Below are 22,338 nucleotides of genomic sequence, written 5' to 3'. Positions count from 1 at the left end.
GAACCATTTTGACCCGCATCGATAACCCCACACGAGACCAGGAAGCCGGCTCCGCCGATTCCACGCAAGACATCACGCGCATCGACGATACGCGCATCGGCGCGGTGCGCCCGCTGATTTCGCCGGCGCTGCTGCTCGACGAGCTGCCCGTGCCGCCGGCGGTGCAATCGCTTGTCGAGCAAAGCCGCGCCGAAGTGGCGAACGTGCTGCATAACCGCGACGACCGGCTGGTGATCGTCGTCGGTCCGTGCTCGATTCACGATCACGATCAGGCGATCGAATATGCGCATCTGCTGAAGGCGAAGGCCGTTGCGTTGCGCGACGATCTGCTGATCGTAATGCGCGTGTACTTCGAAAAGCCGCGCACGACAGTCGGCTGGAAGGGCTATATCAACGATCCGCGCCTTGACGGCAGCTTCCGCATCAACGAAGGCCTGCGCCGCGCGCGCGAACTGCTGCTCGAGATCAGCGCGCTCGGTTTGCCGACCGGAACCGAATTTCTCGATCTGTTGAGCCCGCAATACATCGCGGACCTGATCGCATGGGGCGCGATCGGCGCGCGCACGACCGAAAGTCAGTCGCATCGTCAGCTCGCGTCGGGCATGAGCTGCCCGATTGGCTTCAAGAACGGCACCGACGGTGGCGTGCAGATCGCGGCGGACGCGATCGTTGCCGCGCGCGCAAGCCATGCGTTCATGGGCATGACGAAGATGGGCATGGCGGCCATCTTCGAAACGCGCGGCAACGACGACGCGCACGTTATTCTGCGCGGCGGCAAGAAAGGGCCGAACTACGACGCCGCGGGTGTCGAGCAAGCGTGTTCGGCGCTGCGCAAGGTCGGTTTGCGCGAGCAGGTGATGATCGACTGCTCGCACGCGAATTCCGGCAAGTCGCATGAACGGCAAGTTGAAGTGGCGCAGGATATCGAGCAGCAGCTGTCGGGCGGCGAGCGCCGCATTATCGGCGTGATGGTCGAGAGCCATCTGGAAGCGGGCCGCCAGGATCTGAAGCCCGGCGTGCCGCTTAAACGCGGCGTATCGATCACCGATGCGTGCCTCGGCTGGGCGCAGACGGAGCCGGTGCTCGACGGGCTCGCGCAGGCAGTGCGTGCGCGGCGACGGAAGGGCTGACGCGACGAGGTCAGCGCCGCTTGCCCATTTCGTGCAACATGGAGGCGACGCCCGACCATGCGTCGCCTTTATCAATCGTTTGCATCAGGAGCGATGAGCACGATGACCGAATATGCGAAATCCGCACCGACGCGCGAAGAAGTCGACGCGCTAGCGGGAATCACTGTCGTGGAGTTTGGCACTGACTGGTGCGGTTACTGTCAACGCGCGCAGCCTCTGATCGATAAAGCATTCGCGCAGCATGCGGGCACACGCCACTTAAAAATTGAAGATGGACCGGGGCGTCCACTGGGGCGCTCGTTTCGCGTCAAGCTATGGCCGACGCTGGTGTTTATGCGCGACGGGGTCGAAGTCGCGCGTGTCGTGCGTCCGACCGACGTCGCGCAGCTCGAGGAAAGTTTTGCCGCGCTGAACTAAGGGGCTACCGCATCGACTCTTGCGGTGCGTGCTCAAATCGGAGCTCGGATAGTCCGATGAGGTTGCGCGATGCAAATCCAGCCCGGCAGTACGACTTCGCCAAACGCGCGAGACAATCCGATTCAATGGAACGGCGAGCAAACGCCTGGGGCGGGCTCGCGCTTTTCGAGCGACGAAACACGACGCGAACGCCACAGCGCGCAGCGTACCGGAGGCCCGGCCACGGGTCAGATCGTGTCTGCGCAAACGCCGTCGAATTCATCGGCCATTGCCGGCATACCATCGGCCGGAAGGGTTCGTACCGCGATGGATGCCGGTCGAATGCGCCGGGGCGGAGCGTCGACCAAGTCCACTTGTGTTGACTCGTCATTTCGCGAATACCGCGGAGGCGACGGATTGCAGATGACGGCGTGGTCGCATGTGCCGTTCGACCAGCTCCGTTATCAGGGGCAGCGCGGCATTGACGGAAGAGGTGCCTGTGAAGGATGGGCCCGCGAGGCGATCCGCCGGCTCGATCGCGCCCATGCCGCATCTTCGACGAGCCTGCTAACCGTCGCGCACGCGATGAGTCGAGACGCAAGCCGGCGACGGATCGGCATCGCCGGCGATCTATTTAGCCGCGTAGGCAGATTCCAGCTTAATGCCAGTTCGCTCGGCTTACGCAGACTCCGGTTGAGGTTGACCGTACGGTCCAGCCCGGACGCCCCGCGCGACGATAAGATCCGCTCGACGGTGCGCTCGGTTGGCAACGAATTGCGCGAGAGTGAAGTTGCATTGGTGCGCGTAGGCCTGAATTCGACTCGACCCGCTGGCCAGCAGTACGGCCACGCGCTTCTCATACAGCGGCTTCCTCACGACGAGTACACCATCTTCGACCCTAACAACGGCGCGTTTCTCTACCGCAGCCAGCAGGATATGCAACTGGCGCTTCGCGCGTACATGACCGGGGCGTTCACCGAGCCGGAACTGGAACTGGAAGCGGCGCCCGAAAGTGTCGAGTATTTCGCGCCCGCGGTAGCGCCGATCGACGAGGTCCGGCTGCCCCAGTCGTCGCCGTTGCAGTCGCCGCCGCTCCTCGCGGTGCCACATGCAGGTTCGTCGACGCGGACGTACTACGAGGCGAACGCGGACGAATCAAACGAACTGTCGGACGTGGCGCTTTCGGCGGCCGCCGGCGGAGCGCGCCGGCTCCGCGACGTTTCCGGGGGCCTCGCGCGCTACGCGCTAAGGGAGGTCGCGCGAGGCCACGCGTCGAACCTGACAGACGCGACGGAAAACATGCGCGACCGACTTGCAGACTACAGACGAAGGTCGGAGTCCATCGATGACATCCGTGGTTTGAACGAACAGGATCTGTTTGGCCCCGCGGTTGAGCTGCCGAATTGGACGAGACGCCCTGGCGGGTTCCGCATGACCACCCCTGAGCAGCTGACTGATGATTTGCGGCAGCACTTCAGCGCGTCGCGAGATACGGAAAACACGCTGGTGCCTTATCGCAATGGCTTTGCGGAAATCCGGATGTCGTTCAGACGTCCGCCGAACGATACGGGACATTGCACAAGCTGCTCGAGCAGCCACGCGGCGAGTCGATACTCGGTCACCGTGCAGCGGCGCCGCCTGTCCGACGACTTCGCACAAGACGGGTACGAACTGCACGATCCGGAAAGCGGTGTCTTCAGGTATGCGAATTTCCGGGAGATGTCCGACGCGCTAGGTACCGTGATGGCAAGGGGCTACCCCGAGCACGGGGGAATCGATCATGTCGATACAGTCTACTTCGGCCACCACGATGACGGTCCCGTAGTGCATACCGGTGAAGGGCCGCGCATCGTGCAGGTGCACGAATCGCGCGCGCCCAATACGACGCTGGGTGGCATCGAGCCGCTGCTTGGTATCGCGGTTAACCCATTGCAGGTCACACCGACGGTCCCAACCTTCGATGAGCCGGACCTTGGATGCGATATCTCACATCTCGACCTGAAACGGTCAACGGAGGTCGCGGACGATCGTCAGCCTTATGTACTTTACCGGCCGTCGACCCTCGCTCCGAACGTGGTCGCAGCACACGGCGGCTTCGAATGCGAAGATACGGCGTTGCGCAACGTGAATCTGGACTTGCACGACTTTGACCTCGCGTCGCAAGCGGAAATGGTCGATAGCGCAGGCTATCTCGCGACGTTTCGCAGCCCGCGCGCGGCGCTATCGCGTTTGCCGGATGACGCGGCGAATGGTTTTATGTACTTCGTTGCGCCTACACCTAACATGGTCGACGTTACCCGGTCGCTGGGCTGGAGCGCACGCCAACCCGAGCGGCCGGAAGTGGCGGCGATGGGGCGAATCGACTATGCACAGATCCGCGGCTGGTGTACGGTCACGAATGGCGTGGCGAGCCAGTTCGTCCGGAACCCGGCATATCGGTGGGACATCTACAATCAGACGCGGACGGCCGGCGAGCAGACCCAATTGTCGCGTCTGCCTCTCGCGAGCGACGCGTGGACCAACCCGCGATCGCGTGCGTGGGTCGCATGGGACAGAAAGGGCAAGGCGACGCGATTCAACGAGAGTCCCGACCTGTCGGTCGCACACTTTTACGATAACGCTGCCGACAAGGTGCGCAGGCTCAACGAGCGGCAGGCCGCCGGACTTGACTATCGAGGTCCATTGACGCTCGAGGCGTATGGCGGTAACAGCATAGACACTCATCTGTTTATCGCCGGAAACGGCGCGACTTATGTGGCAAGCCGCTACAAACAAGCGGCGCTCGACTCCGCCAGCCGGCATCGGTTTTCGATCGGCGAGGACGGCCGTTTCCATCTTGCCGACGACTACGCGAAGGTGCTGCGTGTCGGGAGCGACGGCTATGTCTATCTGGGTGTGATCCCTTCCAATCCGAACAGTACGAACGGCGTGTTCGACTATATCGACTCGCAGCTCATCCATCGTGAAGACGGCAAGTTTCTGACGACCGGCAAATCCGTGTGGACTCCCTATGTGACGTCAAAGAGCGAGGGATCGCGATCACTTTGGGAACTCAGGAAGCCCGATGAAAAACCTGCGAACCCGCCAGCGATCAACACGCACACTTATTCGGGGAAGACGATCGACGCGCGTGCGCTTTATCTTTTCGAAAATGACCCCGATGCGGCGCTGCCTGAGGGTACGACGCATTTCGTGACGTCGGTGCCGGGCAACTCATTCAGTGGCGATTTTGCCGTTTTTCATACGTTGATCTCGCCTGCGGAGATAGGCAACATCTCCGGCTGGCTCTCCGCACACAACGCCGCGTGGCTGTTCAAGGACGGCTACAGCCTCTTTTCGCCGTCGCCGGGGTACCTGGAGGCGAGGACGCCAGATGGAGCGGCTCACTGGGGCGCTCACGTCGATACTCGCACGGGCACCGCGAAGTTCAGCGCGCCGCCGGCCGCATCCAATTACCGGATTGAAGACGAGGTATGGCAAAGGATTCGCCATAGAGAAGTGAATCGCGAGTTGCTTACGTCGCAGCTTGCATCATGATGAAGCCCTGCATCGGAACATCGCCGTTGCGAGCGTGCGGCGCAGGCGAGGTATTGCATGGCAGCGCGCGTTCCTGCGATCGTTTCGATCAGCACGACTACAGGCGAAAGCGAACCGCCGAAGGTTACGAAACATGCGAAGGCGTCGCGCGCGAAGCGCTGCGACGCGCCGGCACGAGTGGGGAGCGGCAGTCTTCGGGCGTGGCGGACGCAGCGCCCGAGATGCGTTCGAATGCAAATCGCGCGGACGTGCCGCGATCTCGCGTTGCGCGCGCACCTGACGACTCTCCGACTTTGCGTGCCTATTCCACAACAGCCGATACGTCGAACGGATTGTCGGGCGACGAGCTGTCCGCAGCCGCCGGACAACGTCGCGTGATGGCGAACATGTGCAGCGGCCTCGTGGTCTACGCGATCGCCGACATTGCGTGCGGCCGCACGGCGGACCTGATCAGCGCAACAGAGAACCTGCGGCAAGACTTGAGCGACGCGACGCGCAGGCGCACGACGATCCGCACGATCGGTGAATTGCAGGAAGCGAATCAATATGCGTTTGTTGCACCCGTAGCGAACCGTCTCCGGCACGCGGGCGGGTCCGCCATCCGTTCGGGCGCGTACCTGATCGACGATCTGCGCAGGCACTTCGCAAATGCATACTTCCGCGATCACGCAATAAGGGGTTATCTAAACGACTTTGCGGAAATCGGACTGACGTTTCGCGGGAATGCAAGCGACGCCGGGCCGCACGGAAATGGCAGCGACACGGACAGCGATCGCGAAGTAGCAGAGGGCCATTCGATCGTCGTGCAACGATTGCGGCCTTCCGCTCACTATGAACACGACGAATACCAGGTCTACGATTCGAACTTCGGCGCGTTCCGATACAGGGATTTCGCGCAGATGTCGGCGGCGCTGCGCGCTTTGTTTGACACGGGTTACCGCGAGTTTGGCGGCATCGATCACGCGGACACGACCCTTTTCGCGAATCTCGGCAGCGAACAACGCGTGGTGCTTCCGGGTCCCGCACTCGATGCACCGCGCGGATCTCCGGTCGCTTGCTTGCCGCTTGGCAGCGTCGAACGTGCGCTCGGTATCGGCGGTAGCCCCGCGATGACGCCGCCCCACGCTGCATTGCCGACCTCGCCTGCGCCGCCCGATATCGGGCCACCGCGTTTGCCGCTGTATCCCGGGCACGATGAATTGAAGCGCGGGTTACCGCTTGCGGCCGACCGCAAGCCCTACGCGTTGTTCCGGCCGTCGTCGGTGCGTCCCGAAACGGTGAAAGCGCGCGGCGGCTTCGACAGCGAACAGACGAAGTTGCGCGATATCGACATGAATCTGCATGATGCGGATCTGGCATCGCGGCCGCACGTCACGGACAGCGCCGGTTATCTGGGCACCTTTCGAAGCGAGCGTGTCGCGCTCGGGCGATTGCCGGAGCGCGGCGCGCACTTCATCTATTACGTCGCGCCTGCGCCGAACATGATCGACGTGCGTGCGAGCCTCGGTTCCGGGGCCCGCGCGCCGGGGACCGGCGAGGTAGCGGCCATGGGCCGTATCGACATGACTCAGATTCGCGGGTGGCGAATGGTCGAAAATGGCGTCCCCGGAGCATTCGTCACGAACCCGGACTACCGGTGGGACGTATACGACCAGACGCGCATCGCGCGGGCGCAACCTCAGCTCGCACGCTTTCCGGTCGCGAGCGATAGCTGGCAGCAAGCCCGCTTTCGCCAATATGTGTCGGGCGGCGGCGACGCAAACGCGCGCAGGTTCAAGCAGGACCCGAACATCGCGCACGCGGCGTTTTATGACAGCGCATGGCAAAAGATACGCGAGTTGCAGATGCGGCAGTCGATGGGCGTCGACTACCGAGGGCCGATGACGCTACTGGCGTATGGCGGTAGTCGCTGGCGCACGCATATCTTTGTCGACGAGCTGCGCAATGTTCTGGCCGACAGCGCGTATACGCGCTTCTCGGCGCGGCCCGGCAATCGTCACGAATTCACGATGGGCGATGATGGCCGCTTCCATGTGGCCGGCGACGATCGTTCGGTGCTGCGCGTCGGCAACGATGGCTACGTGTACCTGGGCAAAGTGCCCGACAATCCGGCGTCGCTTAACGGCGTATTCGCCTACGATGGGCATCATCTGATTCATCAGGAAGACGACAAGTTTCTGACGATCGGCAAGACTGTCTATACGCCATTCGTCACGACAGAAGACTACGGGTCGCGCTCGGACTGGCGGCTTGAGCGGCCGGACCGGCGGCGCGCGGCTCCGCCGGCGGCGAACCTGCATACGTATCGCGGCAAGGACGAGGGTAGCGGCGAGCAACTGCATGCGTTCGAGTGCGATCCGGATTCGGCGCTCCCGGATAGCGCGGATCACTTTGTCACCAGCGTGCGAGGCAACGCGTACCGCGGCGATTTCAGCGCTTACGTCGACCGGATCACCGCCCGCGACGTGCGTGATGCCGCGCGCGCGCTCGATGCCGCGCAAGCGGCCTGGCTGTTCCGGGATGGTTATTACGCGATTCCCGACGGAGCAGGCGGCCTCGAGGTGCGCACGTTGGGCGGAAAGGCGGTCTGGCGGTCTGCCCAGGCATTTGCGGCCGTTAAGCGTGGCGCGCAGCCGGATCGGCCCGTAAGAACCGCGGCAAGCTACCGGATCGGCAATGACACGTGGCAGCGGATACAGCGTCGCGAAAGCCTTCGCGCGCATCTCGTCGCGATGATGACGCAGGCGTACTTCGTCAACTGATCTGGATGGGCGGCTTCGCGCGACGCACGCTTCATTCCGCCGTCGGAGTGGCGTCGCCGAAGAGGCTATTCAGGTCTTTCTCTTCCGTCGACAGATTGAATTCCTTGCGCACCGCTGCGACGATTGCGGCGACGTCGCGTTGATAACCGCCGAGATTGCCGAAGTGCTTGATGTCCCAGTTGCACCCGGTCGCATCGGGTTCCTGTAATTGCGGCCGCGGCACGCGAATCTTCACGCCCTCGTCGACAACCTCCTGCAGGCGCTGGATGCGCCGGCTGACTTCGTCCTGCAACTGGGATGCGGTGCGGGTCTTGCGGATCATGTCTGTCTCCTGCGGGCTCTTGCGAAGCGTTCAGTCTAGCGCTTCGGCACTACCGCGCGGACACCGCAGCGAGCCGCGCTTCGCGCCCATGCGGCGCCGTGAAATCAAGCAAAGGCCCGCGCGGCACGATACCGGTCGGGTTGATCGTCCGGTGGCTCTCGTAGTAGTGCCGTTTAATGTGTTCGAAATTTACCGTGCTGGCCACGCCCGGGTGCTGGTAGATATCCCGCGTGTAGGCCGACAGGTTCGGATGGTCGGCGATGCGCCGCAGGTTGCATTTGAAGTGCCCGAAGTAGACCGCGTCGAAACGCACGAGCGTCGTGAAAAGCCGGATGTCCGCTTCGGTCAATTGACCGCCGGTCAGAAAGCGTTGCGTCGCGAGCCGGCTTTCGAGCCAGTCGAGCGTATCGAACAGCGGCACGACCGCTTCTTCGTAAGCCTGCTGCGTCGTCGCGAAGCCGGACTTGTAGACGCCGTTGTTGACCGTGTCGTACACACGCGCGTTGATCGCGTCGATTTCTTCCCGCAAAGCGACCGGATAGTAATCGCCCGCTTTCGCGCCGAGACCGTCAAATGCGCTATTCAGCATCCGGATGATCTCCGACGATTCGTTGCTGACGATGGTGTCCTGCTGTTTGTCCCACAGAATCGGCACCGTCACGCGGCCGGTATAAGCGGGATCGGCAGCCGTATAGATATCGCGCAGCAGGCGTGCGCCGTTCACCGTGTCCGGCACGACACCCGGTCCATCGGCGAAGGTCCAGCCGTCGTCGAGCATCAGCCAGTGCACGGCTGATACGCTGATCGACGCTTCAAGTCCCTTTAACGCGCGCATGATCAGCGTGCGATGCGCCCACGGGCACGCGAGACTGACATACAAATGGTAGCGGCCGCTTTCGGCCCTGAACCCCGCGTGCCCGCTCGGGCCCGCGGCGCCGTCCGGCGTCACCCAGTTGCGAAATACCGCATCCTTGCGCACGAACCGGCCGCCCGTCGATGCGGTGTCATACCAGATGTCGTGCCACTTCCCGTCGATCAGCAATCCCATGTCGGAGGCTCCTTCGTCGGCGGACGCACGCATCGCGCGCCGCGCAATGTTCGATAAAACTGCATACCCGTGTGGCGAACCATGCCGCCATATTCCTGATCATGCGCTGCTTCGATCGTTTTGCCGTGCGATACTTTCGACGAATTTGTGCGACGGAGTCGAACATGTTGACTGACGAAGAACTGACCCTCCTCGAGGCGATTCGCGAAAGCGGCAGCTTGTCGCGTGCCGCGGCGCGCCTCGGCAAGGCGCCTTCGACGGTTTCGCATGCGGCGCGCCAGCTCGAGACACGCTTCGACGCGCTGCTGTTCGATCGCCGGCGCTATCGGCTGCAACTGACGCCGGCCGGCCATCTGCTTGCCGAGGAGGCGGCCCGTTTGATGCAGGACGTCGCGCGGATGACGCAACGTGTGCGCCAGGTGGCGAGTGGCTGGGAAGACCGTTTGTGGATCGTCTCCGACGAGCTGATGGAGTTCGAGACGTTGATGCCGCTCGTTCATGCGTTCGACGCGCTGCAGTCAGGCGTGAAGCTTCGCTTCACGAACGAAGTGCTGGGCGGCACGTGGGAAGCATTGCGCGACGGCCGCGCGGATCTGATTGTCGGCGCAACCAATGAACCGCCGGCCATTCCGGGTCTGCGCTGGTTTGAACTGGGCGTCGTCGAATGGGTGTTCGCGGTGTCGCCGCGTCATCCGCTTGCCGCTGCCAAAGGGCCGCTCAAGCGCGATCAGATTTCGAAGCGGCGCGGCGTGGTGGTCGCGGACTCGTCGCGCGCGAGCGGCCGCGCGTATGGCGTCGTCGGCGGTCAGGCGTCGCTCGCGGTGCCGACGATGCGCGCGAAGATCCTTGCGCAGCGAGATGGACTCGGCATCGGCTGGGTGCCTCGGCAGCGCATCGCATCGCTGCTCAAACGCGGCGAATTGATCGAAAAAGAGACGGCCGACCCGCGCGAGCCGAATGTGCTATACGTTGCATGGCTTGGCGACCACGAAGGTCGCGCGCTGCAGTGGTGGATCGATCAGCTTCGCCAGCCGCGTCTTGCGAAGCGTCTCGTACACGGCATCGATATGTTCGTTCGATGAACTTTGGGTGACCGTCGCAACAAAACGAAATAAACGTCATCAAAGCAATCGGAAACGCGGAATAAAAAGGCGCGTCCGTCCGTTAATCGCATAAGCGAGCTTGCCGTACGTTTGCCGTTGCTTGTGCATCTATTTCGAATAGCTTTCGTCGCTAACCTATTTGCTGCCTTCAATTTCATGACGACCCGAATCGAGTCCAGGCACGGACACACGGCGCTACCGCACGCCAACGAACCCACGCAGTACACACGCGTCGCGATGGTGCTGCATTGGGTGATCGCGCTGCTGATCATCGCCAACGTCGCGCTCGGTCTGAGCGCGGATTCATTGCCGGACGATTGGGTGCGCCCGGTTATCGATACGCATAAGTCGATCGGCATCACAGTGCTCGGTCTCGCGCTGTTGCGTATCTTGTGGCGCGCTTCGCACCGTCCGCCGGCGTTGCCGAGCGAGTTTCCGGCATGGGAGCGGACGGTGGCGCATATCGCACATTTCCTGTTGTATCTGCTGATGATCGGTTTGCCGCTTTCCGGCTGGGCACACGACTCCGCATGGAAAGATGCGGCAACGCATCCGATGCAGTATTTCCACCTTTTCGAATGGCCGCGGATCGGGTTCATCATGAACATCGATCCTGCCGTCAAGGAACAGCTCCATCTGCACGACAAGCTCGGCACGCTGCATGAGTGGCTCGGGTACGCGTTGTACGCGTTGCTCGCGATGCACATCGGCGGTGCATTGAAGCATCAGTGGCTGGACCGCCATTCGGTCATTAAACGTATGGTGCCTTGATGTGTGCAGATCTGGTGATCGAAAAAGAAGCGCCGCAAGCGCAGGACGATCGTTCCGGTGGTACGCCTAAGCGATCGCTCGAAGACGCGCTGGCCGCGCTGTCGCCGCGTATCGTGCCGCGTCGGGCGACTTGGGCGGGGCGGCTGATTCACGGCGGCGTCACCGCGCTGTGGCTGCTGCTGTTTGCGCGTGCGTTTTTTCTGCATGGCGTGGTCGCATGGGCGACCGGCCTAGCGTACGTGCTGTACGACACGCTGCTGCTGTTCTTCGTGACGGTGAAGGCGTGGCCGCTCGCGAAGCGGATGATGTCGTCGTCTCAGTCGTCGGCTGCCCGGCAGCGCATGCCGGAAATGGGCATCATCGTTGCGTCGCATAACGAAGCAGCGGTGCTGCCGGTGACGCTGGCGGCATTGCTCGAGCAGGTGGATGGTCCCGCGCAGATCGTGATTGCCGATGATGGTTCGAGCGACGGCACTGAAGCGTTGCTAACCACGCGTTTCGGCCTCACGACACCCGCGCTCGGCGAGATGAGCGCGCCCAGCCGGCGTTACCCGAACCTGTACTGGCTGCGTCTGCCGCATGGCGGTAAGGCGCGCGCGCTGAACGCCGCGATCGATCGCATGACGACTGAAACCGTGATGACCGTCGATGCGGACACACTGCTGGCCGCCGACGCGACACGCGCGATGCGCGTGGCGTTTGCCGGCAGCGACAAGCTGGTTGCCGCGACCGGCATTCTGGTGCCGATGTGCAGCAAATCCGTCGGCGGGCGGCTGTTCCAGTGGTTCCAGACTTACGAGTACATGCGCAATTTCATCTCGCGCTTTGCGTGGATGCGCGCGGACAGTCTGCTGCTGGTGTCGGGCGCGTTCGCGTCGTTCAGGCGCGAAGCGCTGGTCGCGGTCGGCGGTTTCGACGGACAGTGTCTGGTCGAAGACTACGAACTGATTCACCGGTTGCGGCGCTATTCAGTCGATCACGGTCTCGGCTGGGATGTGCGCGTGATTGGCGACGCGCATGCGCAAACCGACGCGCCCGATACGCTCGCGAGTTTCCTGCGACAGCGGCGCCGCTGGTTTGCCGGGTTCCTCGAAACGCAGCACTGGAATCGCGATATGACGGGCAACCGCCGCTACGGACAGCTCGGCATGCTGATGCTGCCGGTCAAGGCATTCGACACGATACAGCCGGTGTACGGGCTGACCGCGTTCGGGTTGCTGCTGGCGTTTCTGTTTGGCGGCCACGGTGTGATCGTCGTATCGATCTTCAGCGTGATTTTTCTGAAGACCGCGCTCGATCTCGCGTTCTACCTGTGGAGCATTCACCTGTATCGCCGCTGGACCGGGCTGCGCGCCGGCTCGAGTCTGTGGATGGCGGCGGCCGCGGCAATCGCGGAGCCGTTCACGTTCCAGCTGTTGCGGCACACCGGCGCGGTGCTCGGCTGGTTCCATTTCCTGCGTGGCGGCAAATCGTGGGGCAAGCAGCATCGCTCCGGGTTGATTGCGCCGACCCATCACAATCCGTAACAACTTCAGTTTCCAGGTCCCTTACCTGACAGCAACCGCGGCGCGCAATGCGCCGCGGCTTCGCGCTCCTTCCCTGCCTGCAGTTTTCGTCTGCCCTTCCGAGGCGTCCCCGGCCGTTGCTGATCGCCAACGTTTCCGCGCGTTGACGGCATACGCATATACCCTGCCTCACCACAGCCGTGCCTGCATCCGCGGGCATGGTTTTTTCTTGACTGTCAAAAAGCTTCCGCACTTCGAGTAGACTGGGGAACGAATTCAGTAATTCAATAGAAAGCTTTTACACTTCGTCTTCGCCTCGCGGAGGCCAAGTTGCGCCAGGAGGACGTTATACATGCACGCAGTCAGTCCCGTGGAAAGCAGTCCAGTCGAAACCCCGGCGGGAGCGCCGGTGCGCGATCTGCGCCGTGTCCACATTCATCCTGACAACTGGTATCCGCTCGCGTGGTCGCATGAGGTTAAGCGCGGCAAGGCGCACGGCGTGCGCTTCGCGGGCGAGCCGATCGTGCTGGTGCGTACGGAGTCCGGCAACGTGTTCGCACTCGAAGACCGCTGCGCGCATCGGCAAGTGCCGTTGCACGGCGGCGTGGTCGACGGCGAAGCGATCCGTTGCTGCTATCACGGCTGGACTTACGACTGCTCGGGCCGCTGCATCGACGTTCCTTATCTGGGTCGAGAACGGCTGCCGAACGGCGTGCGCGCGTATCCCTGCCGCGAAGTCGAAGGGTTGATCTTCGTGTTTCCGGGCAAACGCGAACTGGCGGAATCGACGCCGCTGCCGCCGCTCGGCTCGGTCGCGAACCGCGCGTACAAGACACGCCGCTTCGGCCGCGAAGTCGCGTGCCACTACTCGTTCATGCATGAGAATCTGATGGACATGAACCATCAGTTTTTGCATCGCCGCCAGATGGGTCAGATGCGCGCGCGATCGCTGAGCAGGCGCCGCGGCGATGATTGGGTCGAGGTCGATTACACGTTTTCGCGTGAAGCCGGTCAGCAGCCGATCGGCGAGGCGCTCGTGTTCGGCCAGAGCCGGCAAGGGCAGAAGAAGCACAAGGATGTGATGACCATCCGCACGCAGTACCCGTATCAGACGCTGCAAATCCGCACGTCGGAAGGCACGCTGGTGATGGACCTGTGGATTGTCTACGTACCGCTCGATGCCGAACAGCGCACCAATCGCACATTCGGCCTGCTTTCGGTCAAGCGGCCAAAGCTCGGGTTTCTGCTGGATGCCGCGTGGCCGCTGCTTATCTGGTTCACCGAGCGAATTTTCAAGGAAGACCGGTGGATCGTCGAGCGCGAACAGGAGGCCCACGATGCGCAAGGGGCTGACTGGAATCACGAAGTCTTCCCGGTTATCAACGAATTGCGCGATCTGCTGCGCAATTGCGGTGCGCCGCCCGCGCGTCGCGTGGTGCCGATCGAGCCCGAACCGGCGGCGCAATCTTGCGTCAGCTAACGCGGAGGCGGCCACGGTGAGGTGAGCGCGCTGCTGGCCGTCCGCGGCGCGCGACGCAACCGGATAGAGCGCGTTGCGTTATGCTGGGTGCAGCGCGCTCGTGTTGTGTACACGGGCATTCGCGCCGGCGAGTGAGGAGGCCGCGTCATGTCCGAAGTAAGCGACGGAAGTTCGACCGTCTCCGATCTGGAGATTCTTTCGGCGCGTACCTTCGATGCGCCGCGCGAACGCGTTTTCCGCGCATGGACGGACCCGGTTCATCTCGCGCGATGGTGGGGCCCAAAAGGCTTTCGCAATACTTTTCATGAATTCGACCTCACACCGGGCGGCAACTGGCGCTTCGTGATGCACGGACCGGATGGCGTCGATTACAGGAACCACAGCGTATTCCTTGAGATCACCGAACCGGAGCGCATCGTCTTCGACCATATGTCCGGGCCGCATTTCCGCGTGATCGCTTCGTTTGATGAAGCGGGCGCAACGGCCGGCAATACGAAGCTCACCTATCGGATGCTGTTCGATACCGCAGCGGCATGTGCTCAGGTGAAGACCTTCGCGCTTAAAGCGAACGATGAAAGCTTTGACCGGCTTGCGGCGGAGCTGAAACGGATGGCGGCGGGTTAGTCCCCCCGGCTTTTCTACCGCATGCCGTACGCGCGCAAATCAATAAGCTCCTGTGTTGCGCGGAACACAGGAGCTTCTTTGTCGCCGCCCCGGCTAGCGGTTAAACCGAAGCCCGAGCCGGAACCGCAACCGAGCGCGACGCGCCATCAGAAGCGGTGACGCAGACCGACCGTCGCCGCTGCCTGATTCTGCGACGACGACAGCATGCTTGCGGTGCCCGAATAGATGCCTGCAGCACCGATGTCGTCGCCCGTCGCCCGCTGGTAGACGACTTGCGCATAGACGTCGGTACGCTTGGACAGCGCGTAGTCCGTTTGCACGCCGATCTGATGCAGGTGGCCTACATTGGTCTTCTTGCCTGCCACGCTATAGTCGCCGTCCGTGTACGTATAGGCGATGCCCGCGCTTAGTGCCGGCGTGAAGTTGTACTTCGCGTTGATTTCGTAGTTGTTCAGATGCGAGGACGAGCCGGGTGAGTTCGCGAAGTTGTCCTGGCGCGTTTGCGTCCACACGACGCCGACCAGCGCCGGGCCGAATGCATAGCTCGCACCGACACCGAATTCACGCTGGCGGAAGCCGCCGACCGTGTTGCTGATCGCGCTCATCTCCGGATCGGTCGTCGCGCCGTTCGACGTGGCGCCCGGGTTGTTCTGTTGCGCGTAGCCCAGCGCGACGCGCAGCCCCGCATATTGATAAGCCGCACCGAGGCTGTACTCGCGGTTATTCGCAAAGCTGCTCTGATTCGAGAAGCCGTATGTGCCGCCGAACGTGAAGCCGCCGTAGTTGGCGCTCGTGTACTTGATCGCGTTGTTGACCGGGAAGCCGCCGTTCGTGTTCAGGTTGTCGTTGTTGAACGGATGCGCGAAGTACGTGCCGCCCCAGCTACCGGTTGCGGTGAGCGGCGCGACGTAGTCCTGCATCGAATCCCACTGGCGGCCGAAGGTGACGGTGCCGTAGTCGCTCGACAAACCGAAGTACGCCTGACGGTTGAACAGTGAGCCGTCGTTCGCGAGTTTGCCATTGTTGATGTCAAACCCGCTTTCCAGGTTGAAGACGGCCTTCAGCCCGCCGCCCAGATCTTCGGACCCGCGCAGGCCCCATCGGCTTTGATCGATACCGCTACCGATGGCGGCGCGACCGCTGCCGTTGACATTGTTGGTATAGGTGAAGCCCGCGTCGATCAAGCCGTACAGCGTGACGCTGCTTTGTGCGTGAGCGAGCGGAACGAATGACGCGGCAGCGGCCGCAACGATCATGGTCTTTTTCATCTGAGCTTCCTTCTGTGTTCTGTGGGTCGCGCATCGACTTACCGGCGAACCGGGACGCGCGCATTCCCTTTCGGGGAACCGGCGCAGTATAGGTAGGCAGCCTAATCAATATCCCTCGATTAATTGGCAATTCATTTTTGCGGAACATGCAATAAATACGAGAATGGCATATAGGGTTTTGTTTCTATTTAATTTGTTCGTCTCAAATAAAATGTGTTTTATTTTAGAGATTGAAATGTCGTTGCTTAATGGCAACGCAGATTCGTCGTAGAGCGTTGATGGGCGCGGCTTGTCTCGAAAAAATAAAGAATTATAGATAAGTCGGTTTGTAAATCGACGTCATAAAACGGGAGCCTGTGATTCAGATATAGATAAGACTCGTCCTAATCCATTTGGCTATAAAAAGTAAAAAATGATGGCGAATCGATCGTCCCAATAAAATTCATTGGCTTTTATTTACTTTCTTTGCCAGACTTTGCAATTCGGAAGGTGTTCCCTGGTTTTGTAACCCGTTTGCCGCCCACTGCATCCGCTTGCTAGACTGCCGTCGCATACCGAAAATCGGCCGTCGCCGGTGCGGTGGCATCCATTGCAGTGGGCGTTTCAATCGGAGGTTCCATGGCTTATATGCTGCTCATCGTCGAACCGGTCGATCAGCGCGACGAACGGGGCGAAGTTGCCGGCCGCGCGGTCTTCGACGAAATGGTGCGTTACCGCGATTCGCTGAATGAGCGCGGCGTGCTGATCTCGGGCGAGTCGCTGTCGACCGCGAAGAAAGGCAAGCGGCTGCAGGTGCGCGACGGCAAGGCGCGCGTCGTCGACGGCCCGTTCGCTGAAGCGAAGGAAATGATCGGCGGCTTCTTTATGGTCGACTGCGACACGCAGGAAGAAGCGGTCGCGCTCGCGGCCGAGTGTCCGGCCGCGCGGTGGTGCACGATCGAAGTGCGCAAGCTCGGGCCCTGCTACGAGTAGACGGAGGACGCGCACACGGTCGAATTTTGTAGGGTTTTCCCTGGCGCGTGCGCAGTGCGTCGTCTGTCGATTCCGCCGAAATCGATTCGTCGTGCTGGCAAGGAGACGCCGGACGAACCCTTCCGTTCGCGCTCCCGTGGCCCAATAAACGGAGAAAACAATGCGATTCATGATCATGGTGAAGGCGAACGCGGACAGCGAGGCGGGCAAGATGCCGGAAGAAGAGCGGATCGCGGCAATGGCGGCCTATCACGAAGAACTGGCGAAGGCGGGCGTGTTGCTCGACGCAAGCGGCCTGCAGCCGACCTCGAAGGGTTGGCGCATCCGCTACGAAGGCGGCAAGCGCAGGATCATCGATGGTCCGTTTGCCGAGACCAAGGAGTTGCTGGCCGGCTACACGCTAATCCAGGTGCGCTCGCGCGAAGAGGCGATGGAGTGGGCGCGACGCTTCCCGGCGCCGTTCGGCGAACACGCGGATGGCGAGATCGAAGTGCGGCAGCTGTTCGGGCTCGACGATTTCGAACCGAGCCCGTCCATCGACCGGTTTCGCAAGCTCGAAGGCAACCACCACTGATACGAGGCGCACGATGCACAAGCAGATCTTTCTGAACATCGCAGTCGACAATCTCGAGCGCTCAAAGGCGTTCTTCGCGAAGCTCGGCTTCACGTTCGAGCCGAGGTTCACCGACCAGAACGCAGCCTGCATGATCGTCGGCGAAAACATCTTCACGATGCTGCTGACGAAGCCATTTTTCAGCACCTTCACCAGCAAGCCGCTGAGCGATCCGTCAACCAGCACCGAAGCGCTCATCTGTCTGTCGTGCGACAGCCGCGCCGAAGTCGACGATCTGGTTGCGAAGGCGGTCGCGGCGGGCGGCACGGCGCCGCGCAAGCCGCAGGACTACGGCTTCATGTATGGCCACGGCTTCGAAGATCCGGACGGCCATATCTGGGAACTTGCGTTTATGGACCCGAATGTGCCGATGCCGGAACGGCCGGCGGAGTCGGCCACACCGGCAGCGAATTGAGGCCGGCCGTGTCGACGGCCGCGACGCATCGTGCCATCGAGGCGGTGTGGCGGATCGAGTCCGCGAAGGTCATCGCACACGTCGCGCGCATCGTCCGCGACGTCGGCGTGGCCGAGGAACTGGCGCAGGATGCACTGGTCGCCGCGCTCGAACACTGGCCCGGGGCCGGCGTGCCCGACAACCCGGGAGCGTGGCTGATGGCAACCGCGAAAAACCGCGCGCTCGACCGCTGGCGTCAGGAAGTGCTGCACGCCAGAAAGCGCGAAGAACTCGGCCACGACCTCGACGCACTGGAGGCGCATCTGGTGCCCGATTTCGTCGATGCGCTTGATGCCGCCCGCGAAGACGATATCGGCGACGATCTTCTCCGGCTGGTCTTCACCGCGTGCCATCCGGTGCTGTCGACCGATGCGCGCGTTGCATTGACGCTGCGCCTGCTGGGCGGCCTGACGACCGACGAAATCGCGCGCGCGTTTCTTGTGCCGGAACCGACTATCGCTCAACGCATCGTGCGAGCGAAGCGCACGTTGTCGGCGGCGAAGGTGCCGTTCGAAGTGCCGCAGGCCGACGCGCGCGCGGTGCGGCTCGAGTCGGTGCTCGAAGTGATCTATCTGATTTTCAACGAGGGCTATTCGGCAACGGCTGGCGATGACTGGATGCGTCCGACGCTATGCGAAGAGGCGTTGCGGCTTGGCCGTGTGCTTGCGGGGCTGATGCCGGACGAAAGCGAAGCGCACGGCCTTGTCGCGCTGATGGAAATCCAGGCGTCGCGTGTTCCGGCGCGCATCGACGCACAGGGCAAGCCGGTGCTGCTGCCGGACCAGGACCGCAGCCGCTGGGACCCGTTGCTGATCCGGCGCGGTTTGGCTGCGCTTGCTCGCGCGGAGGCGCTTGGCGGCGGCAGCGGCCCTTATACGCTGCAGGCCGCGCTCGCGGCGTGTCATGCACGTGCGCGCGCCGCTGATGAAACCGACTGGGAGCGCATCGTTGCACTCTACGATGCGCTCGTGCAGGTTGCGCCATCGCCGGTGGTCGAACTCAACCGCGCGGTCGCAGTTGGCATGGCATTCGGGCCGGCCGCCGGCCTCGAGATTGTCGATGCGCTTGGCGCGGATGCCGCGCTGTCGAACTATCACTGGCTGCCGAGCGTGCGCGGCGATCTGCTTGCGAAGCTAGGCCGGCGCGACGAAGCGCGCGCCGAATTCGAACGTGCGGCCGCGATGACGCGCAATGCACGCGAACGCGATCTGCTGCTCGAACGCGTGCAGCAAATGAGCGGCGACGTGCACTGATGCACTGAATCAACCGTGGTGCCGGCTTGCGTCTGTCTCTGCGGCACGCTCGCGCGGTTGCTTTGCGTCGTCATCCGGCTCGGGCCGCTGATGGTCGACAAACGGCGAATCGGTATCGGTGCCACCTGAGCGCAATGCGGTGCGTGCTTCTTCGGCAAGCTGCACATAACGCTTGCGAAAGCGTGTCAAGTCCTTTTCACCGAGTTCTTCCAGATCCAGCAACGCATTGTGCGCACCCTCGAGCGCGCGAATCAGCTCGTCGAGCTTGATCTGCATCGCTGCGGTGTCGCGGTTCTGCGTGTTCTGGATCAGGAACACCATCAGAAACGTAACGATCGTCGTCGACGTGTTGATGACCAGTTGCCATGTGTCACTAAAGTGAAAAAGCGGTCCGCTCACGCCCCACACGACGACGAGCGCCACTGCAAGCGCAAACGTGGCCGGCCTGCCTGCCATGGTCGAAAGCGCGGTCGAAAATCGGGAGAACCAGTTCTGGGTCACGAGCATCCCCTCGTCGTCGATAGACGTTCGCACGCCAGATAGAAGGCGTGTTCATCGGTGCCCTTGCACATTGTGTGCCGGGTCCGCCGTTGCGGCGCAGCAATGCAGCATCGGTTCGCCCGAAATGCGAAATTTCTCCTTGCGCATGTCGATATGACGGTGGCTTACTCGTCGTCGGGATGAAGCCACGATGTCCGGTGACGCTTCGCCACCCAATCAATCGTCGACAGACAGGAGCCGCGACTATGTCCAAGCCAGCCACGAGAACCATCCCTGAAGGCATGCATTCGCTCACACCGCATATTGTTTGCGCCGGTGCGGCCGAAGCAATCGAGTTCTACAAAAAGGCGTTCAATGCAGTCGAACAGGTTCGCTTGCCGGGGCCCGGCGGAAAATTGATACACGCGTCGCTGAAAATCGGCGATTCGACACTGATGCTCGTCGACGAAATGCCCGAGTGCGCCGGCGCGGTCGGTCCGAAAGCGCTGAAGGGCTCGCCGGTGACGATCCACCTGTACGTCGACGATGTCGACGCGACGGTCGCGCAGGCGGTCAAGGCCGGCGCGAAAGTCACGATGCCCGTCGACGACATGTTCTGGGGCGATCGTTACGGTCAGCTGGAAGACCCGTTCGGCCACCGCTGGTCGGTTGCGACTCACAAGGCCGATTTGACGCCTGAAGAAATTCAGGCCGCGATGCAGGAGATGATGAAGTCCCGATAGCGACCGGCGCTTTACGTCTGCACGTATTTCCGCTCACTAAACCGCACGCATCGCACGGAGGCACGCCGCGCTCGCTGCCGCCGTGCGAGTTCGCGGCCCAGGTGACCCAAGCGGGCCAAGCGGCCCAATGGCTATAACGGGTCAAGCGGTTCGAACAGCTCGGCTGCACGAGCATTCACGGAGTCTCGATGGACAGGATTGCCACATGCTTCTGGTTCGACGGCCAGGCGGAAGAGGCCGCGAAGTTCTACGTGTCCGTCTTCCGCGACGGCCGCATCACCGACGTGATGTACTACAACGACGCGGTGCCCAGCAAGGCGGGGCGGGTGCTGAGCGTGTCGTTCGAAATTGAAGGGCGCCAGTTCATCGGCTTGAACGGCGGTCCGCAGTTCACGTTCACGCCGGCAATCTCGCTCTTCGTCAAGTGCGAAACGCAGGCAGAAGTCGACGAACTATGGACCAGGCTGCTGGAAGGCGGCACGCCACAGCAGTGCGGCTGGCTGACGGACCGATTCGGCATATCGTGGCAAATCGTGCCGACGGTGCTGGGCAAGATGCTAAGGGACGCAGACCGTGCGAAGTCGACGCGCGTGATGGAAGCGATGATGGGCATGGTGAAGCTCGACATCGCTGGGCTCGAGAACGCATACGCTGGCAAATAACATTTAGCCACGCTGATCACAGGATCGTTGCGCGCGCAAGCTAAACCAAGGTTTGCTTGCGGCGCAAATTTTTCGCCGCATAATCCAGTCAATCGATCTGACGAACGTCAGATAGCGCGCGCCTTGCCGGGGCTTCGCGCTCCATCTGTACACTGTCGGCGGCGCATGATCGCCCGATAAAATCCCGCAATCGAAACTAAGCATTGCCTACCGCGGCAAGCGGGGCAGGCGGACGGTACGTCCGTTGTGGACCTCGCCGACGCGCGGTACCCTTCCGCAGTTCTTTTCACCAGCACGGAGCTTATACGATGAATACGGTCACGACCAAAGACGGCGCGCAGATTTTTTTCAAGGACTGGGGAAGTGGCAAGCCGATCGTTTTCTCGCATGGTTGGCCGCTCGATGCCGATGCGTGGGACCCGCAATTGCTGTTTTTTGTGCAACAGGGATTTCGCGTGATTGCGCATGACCGTCGTGGTCATGGCCGCTCGTCGCAAACCGCGAACGGCAACAATATGGATACGTATGCAGACGATCTCGCCGCCGTGATCGAACATCTTGATCTGAAAGATGCAGTGCTGGTCGGCCATTCGACAGGTGGTGGCGAAGTGGCGCACTACATTGGCCGTCATGGTACGAAGCGGGTCGCAAAGGCCGTGCTGATCGGCGCGGTGCCGCCGATCATGTTGAAGACAGCCGCGAATCCGGGCGGCTTGCCGATGGACGTATTCGACGGTATTCGCAAAGGCGTTGCGGATAACCGCTCGCAGTTCTACAAGGATCTGGCCGTGCCGTTCTTCGGCTATAACCGTCAGGGCGCGAAAGTATCGCAGGGCACGATCGACGAATTCTGGCGCCAGGGCATGCGCGGCGGCATCGTCGGCCAGTACGCGTGCGTGAAGGAGTTTTCCGAGGTCGACTACACGGCTGATCTGCAGAAGATCGACGTGCCGACTTTGGTGCTGCACGGCGATGACGATCAGATCGTGCCGATCGATGCGGCAGGGCGGATGTCGGCGAAGATCGTGAAGAACGCGACGCTGAAGGTGTACCCGGGCGCGCCGCACGGGATGTGCTCGACGCTGGCGGATAAGGTCAACGCGGATCTGCTCGAGTTCATCAAGGGCTAATAGTGCACTGCGATGCATGCGAGGGGCGGTCGTTGCCTCGCATGCACTGCTTTGGCTCCTTGGCTGCTAACGTGGCCGGTGCACT

General features: G+C 62.0%; 20 protein-coding genes. 16 read left to right on the top strand and 4 right to left on the bottom strand.

Annotated elements, in window-relative coordinates; genetic code table 11:
* Positions 1-8: 8 nt before the first annotated feature.
* The 4 genes from BX592_RS01375 (at position 9) to BX592_RS01360 (ending at position 7,825) form a co-directional block, all read left to right on the top strand.
* On the top strand, positions 9-1,130 hold the full coding sequence (locus BX592_RS01375) for a 3-deoxy-7-phosphoheptulonate synthase (RefSeq protein WP_134189841.1): 1,122 nt from the start codon (positions 9-11) through the stop codon (positions 1,128-1,130).
* A gap of 93 nt (positions 1,131-1,223) precedes the next feature.
* On the top strand, positions 1,224-1,547 hold the full coding sequence (locus BX592_RS01370) for a thioredoxin family protein (RefSeq protein ID WP_134189840.1): 324 nt from the start codon (positions 1,224-1,226) through the stop codon (positions 1,545-1,547).
* Between the two features lie 402 nt (positions 1,548-1,949).
* Positions 1,950-5,063: an enterotoxin A family protein gene (locus BX592_RS01365; RefSeq protein WP_166676288.1), complete on the top strand. Its 3,114-nt coding sequence runs from the start codon at positions 1,950-1,952 to the stop codon at positions 5,061-5,063.
* A 293-nt stretch (positions 5,064-5,356) separates the two neighbouring features.
* Positions 5,357-7,825, top strand: a complete 2,469-nt coding sequence (locus BX592_RS01360) for an enterotoxin A family protein (protein WP_166676287.1) — start codon at positions 5,357-5,359, stop codon at positions 7,823-7,825.
* 31 nt (positions 7,826-7,856) lie between these two features.
* Here BX592_RS01360 and BX592_RS01355 read toward each other — a convergent pair whose 3' ends face one another.
* Entirely contained in the window at positions 7,857-8,147 is a 291-nt protein-coding gene (locus BX592_RS01355; protein ID WP_134189837.1) for a hypothetical protein, read from the bottom strand.
* 49 nt (positions 8,148-8,196) lie between these two features.
* Positions 8,197-9,195 (bottom strand): glutathione S-transferase family protein, encoded by a 999-nt coding sequence (locus BX592_RS01350; protein ID WP_134189836.1) that lies wholly within the window; start codon positions 9,193-9,195, stop codon positions 8,197-8,199.
* Positions 9,196-9,359: 164 nt separating this feature from the next.
* Between BX592_RS01350 and BX592_RS01345 the strand changes: the two genes are divergently transcribed.
* The 5 genes from BX592_RS01345 (at position 9,360) to BX592_RS01325 (ending at position 14,678) form a co-directional block, all read left to right on the top strand.
* A complete protein-coding gene (locus tag BX592_RS01345; protein WP_134189835.1) occupies positions 9,360-10,277 on the top strand; it encodes a LysR substrate-binding domain-containing protein in 918 nt (305 codons plus the stop codon).
* A gap of 177 nt (positions 10,278-10,454) precedes the next feature.
* Positions 10,455-11,069, top strand: a complete 615-nt coding sequence (locus BX592_RS01340; RefSeq protein ID WP_134189834.1) for a cytochrome b — start codon at positions 10,455-10,457, stop codon at positions 11,067-11,069.
* Positions 11,069-12,595 (top strand): glycosyltransferase family 2 protein, encoded by a 1,527-nt coding sequence (locus tag BX592_RS01335; protein ID WP_134189833.1) that lies wholly within the window; start codon positions 11,069-11,071, stop codon positions 12,593-12,595. Before BX592_RS01340 ends, BX592_RS01335 begins: the two co-directional genes overlap by 1 nt.
* A 331-nt stretch (positions 12,596-12,926) precedes the next feature.
* Positions 12,927-14,054, top strand: coding sequence for an aromatic ring-hydroxylating oxygenase subunit alpha (locus tag BX592_RS01330; protein ID WP_134189832.1), 1,128 nt, complete (start codon positions 12,927-12,929; stop codon positions 14,052-14,054).
* Positions 14,055-14,201: 147 nt separating this feature from the next.
* Positions 14,202-14,678 carry an SRPBCC family protein gene (locus BX592_RS01325; protein WP_134189831.1) on the top strand — a complete coding sequence of 159 codons (477 nt, stop codon included), beginning with the start codon at positions 14,202-14,204 and terminating at the stop codon, positions 14,676-14,678.
* A gap of 146 nt (positions 14,679-14,824) precedes the next feature.
* Here BX592_RS01325 and BX592_RS01320 read toward each other — a convergent pair whose 3' ends face one another.
* Positions 14,825-15,946, bottom strand: coding sequence for a porin (locus BX592_RS01320; protein WP_134189830.1), 1,122 nt, complete (start codon positions 15,944-15,946; stop codon positions 14,825-14,827).
* A 618-nt stretch (positions 15,947-16,564) separates the two neighbouring features.
* Between BX592_RS01320 and BX592_RS01315 the strand changes: the two genes are divergently transcribed.
* The 4 genes from BX592_RS01315 (at position 16,565) to BX592_RS01300 (ending at position 19,238) form a co-directional block, all read left to right on the top strand.
* A complete protein-coding gene (locus BX592_RS01315) occupies positions 16,565-16,918 on the top strand; it encodes a YciI family protein (RefSeq protein WP_134189829.1) in 354 nt (117 codons plus the stop codon).
* Positions 16,919-17,078: 160 nt separating this feature from the next.
* Positions 17,079-17,492, top strand: coding sequence for a YciI family protein (locus BX592_RS01310; protein WP_134189828.1), 414 nt, complete (start codon positions 17,079-17,081; stop codon positions 17,490-17,492).
* A gap of 13 nt (positions 17,493-17,505) precedes the next feature.
* Complete coding sequence (locus BX592_RS01305; protein ID WP_134189827.1) at positions 17,506-17,946, top strand: VOC family protein; 441 nt, start codon at positions 17,506-17,508, stop codon at positions 17,944-17,946.
* 8 nt (positions 17,947-17,954) lie between these two features.
* Positions 17,955-19,238, top strand: coding sequence for an RNA polymerase sigma factor (locus BX592_RS01300; RefSeq protein WP_134189826.1), 1,284 nt, complete (start codon positions 17,955-17,957; stop codon positions 19,236-19,238).
* A gap of 9 nt (positions 19,239-19,247) precedes the next feature.
* On the opposite strand, the gene BX592_RS01295 is transcribed toward BX592_RS01300, so the two are convergent.
* A complete protein-coding gene (locus BX592_RS01295) occupies positions 19,248-19,745 on the bottom strand; it encodes a low affinity iron permease family protein (protein ID WP_134189825.1) in 498 nt (165 codons plus the stop codon).
* Between the two features lie 239 nt (positions 19,746-19,984).
* On the opposite strand from BX592_RS01295, the gene BX592_RS01290 reads away from it, so the two are divergent.
* The 3 genes from BX592_RS01290 to BX592_RS01280 all read left to right on the top strand — a co-directional run bounded on the left by BX592_RS01290 (position 19,985) and on the right by BX592_RS01280 (position 22,253).
* Positions 19,985-20,461 (top strand): VOC family protein, encoded by a 477-nt coding sequence (locus BX592_RS01290; protein ID WP_134189824.1) that lies wholly within the window; start codon positions 19,985-19,987, stop codon positions 20,459-20,461.
* Between the two features lie 188 nt (positions 20,462-20,649).
* Positions 20,650-21,123: a VOC family protein gene (locus BX592_RS01285; RefSeq protein ID WP_134189823.1), complete on the top strand. Its 474-nt coding sequence runs from the start codon at positions 20,650-20,652 to the stop codon at positions 21,121-21,123.
* A gap of 308 nt (positions 21,124-21,431) precedes the next feature.
* The gene (locus BX592_RS01280) at positions 21,432-22,253 is read left to right on the top strand and encodes an alpha/beta fold hydrolase (protein WP_134189822.1); all 822 of its coding nucleotides are present in this window, start codon (positions 21,432-21,434) and stop codon (positions 22,251-22,253) included.
* Positions 22,254-22,338 lie beyond the last annotated feature (85 nt).

The sequence above is a fragment of the Paraburkholderia rhizosphaerae genome, assembly GCF_004366595.1.
Taxonomy (GTDB): Bacteria; Pseudomonadota; Gammaproteobacteria; order Burkholderiales; family Burkholderiaceae; genus Paraburkholderia; species Paraburkholderia rhizosphaerae.
Note: the sequence above shows the minus strand (reverse complement) of the source record. Positions and strands in the feature narration are given on the sequence as shown.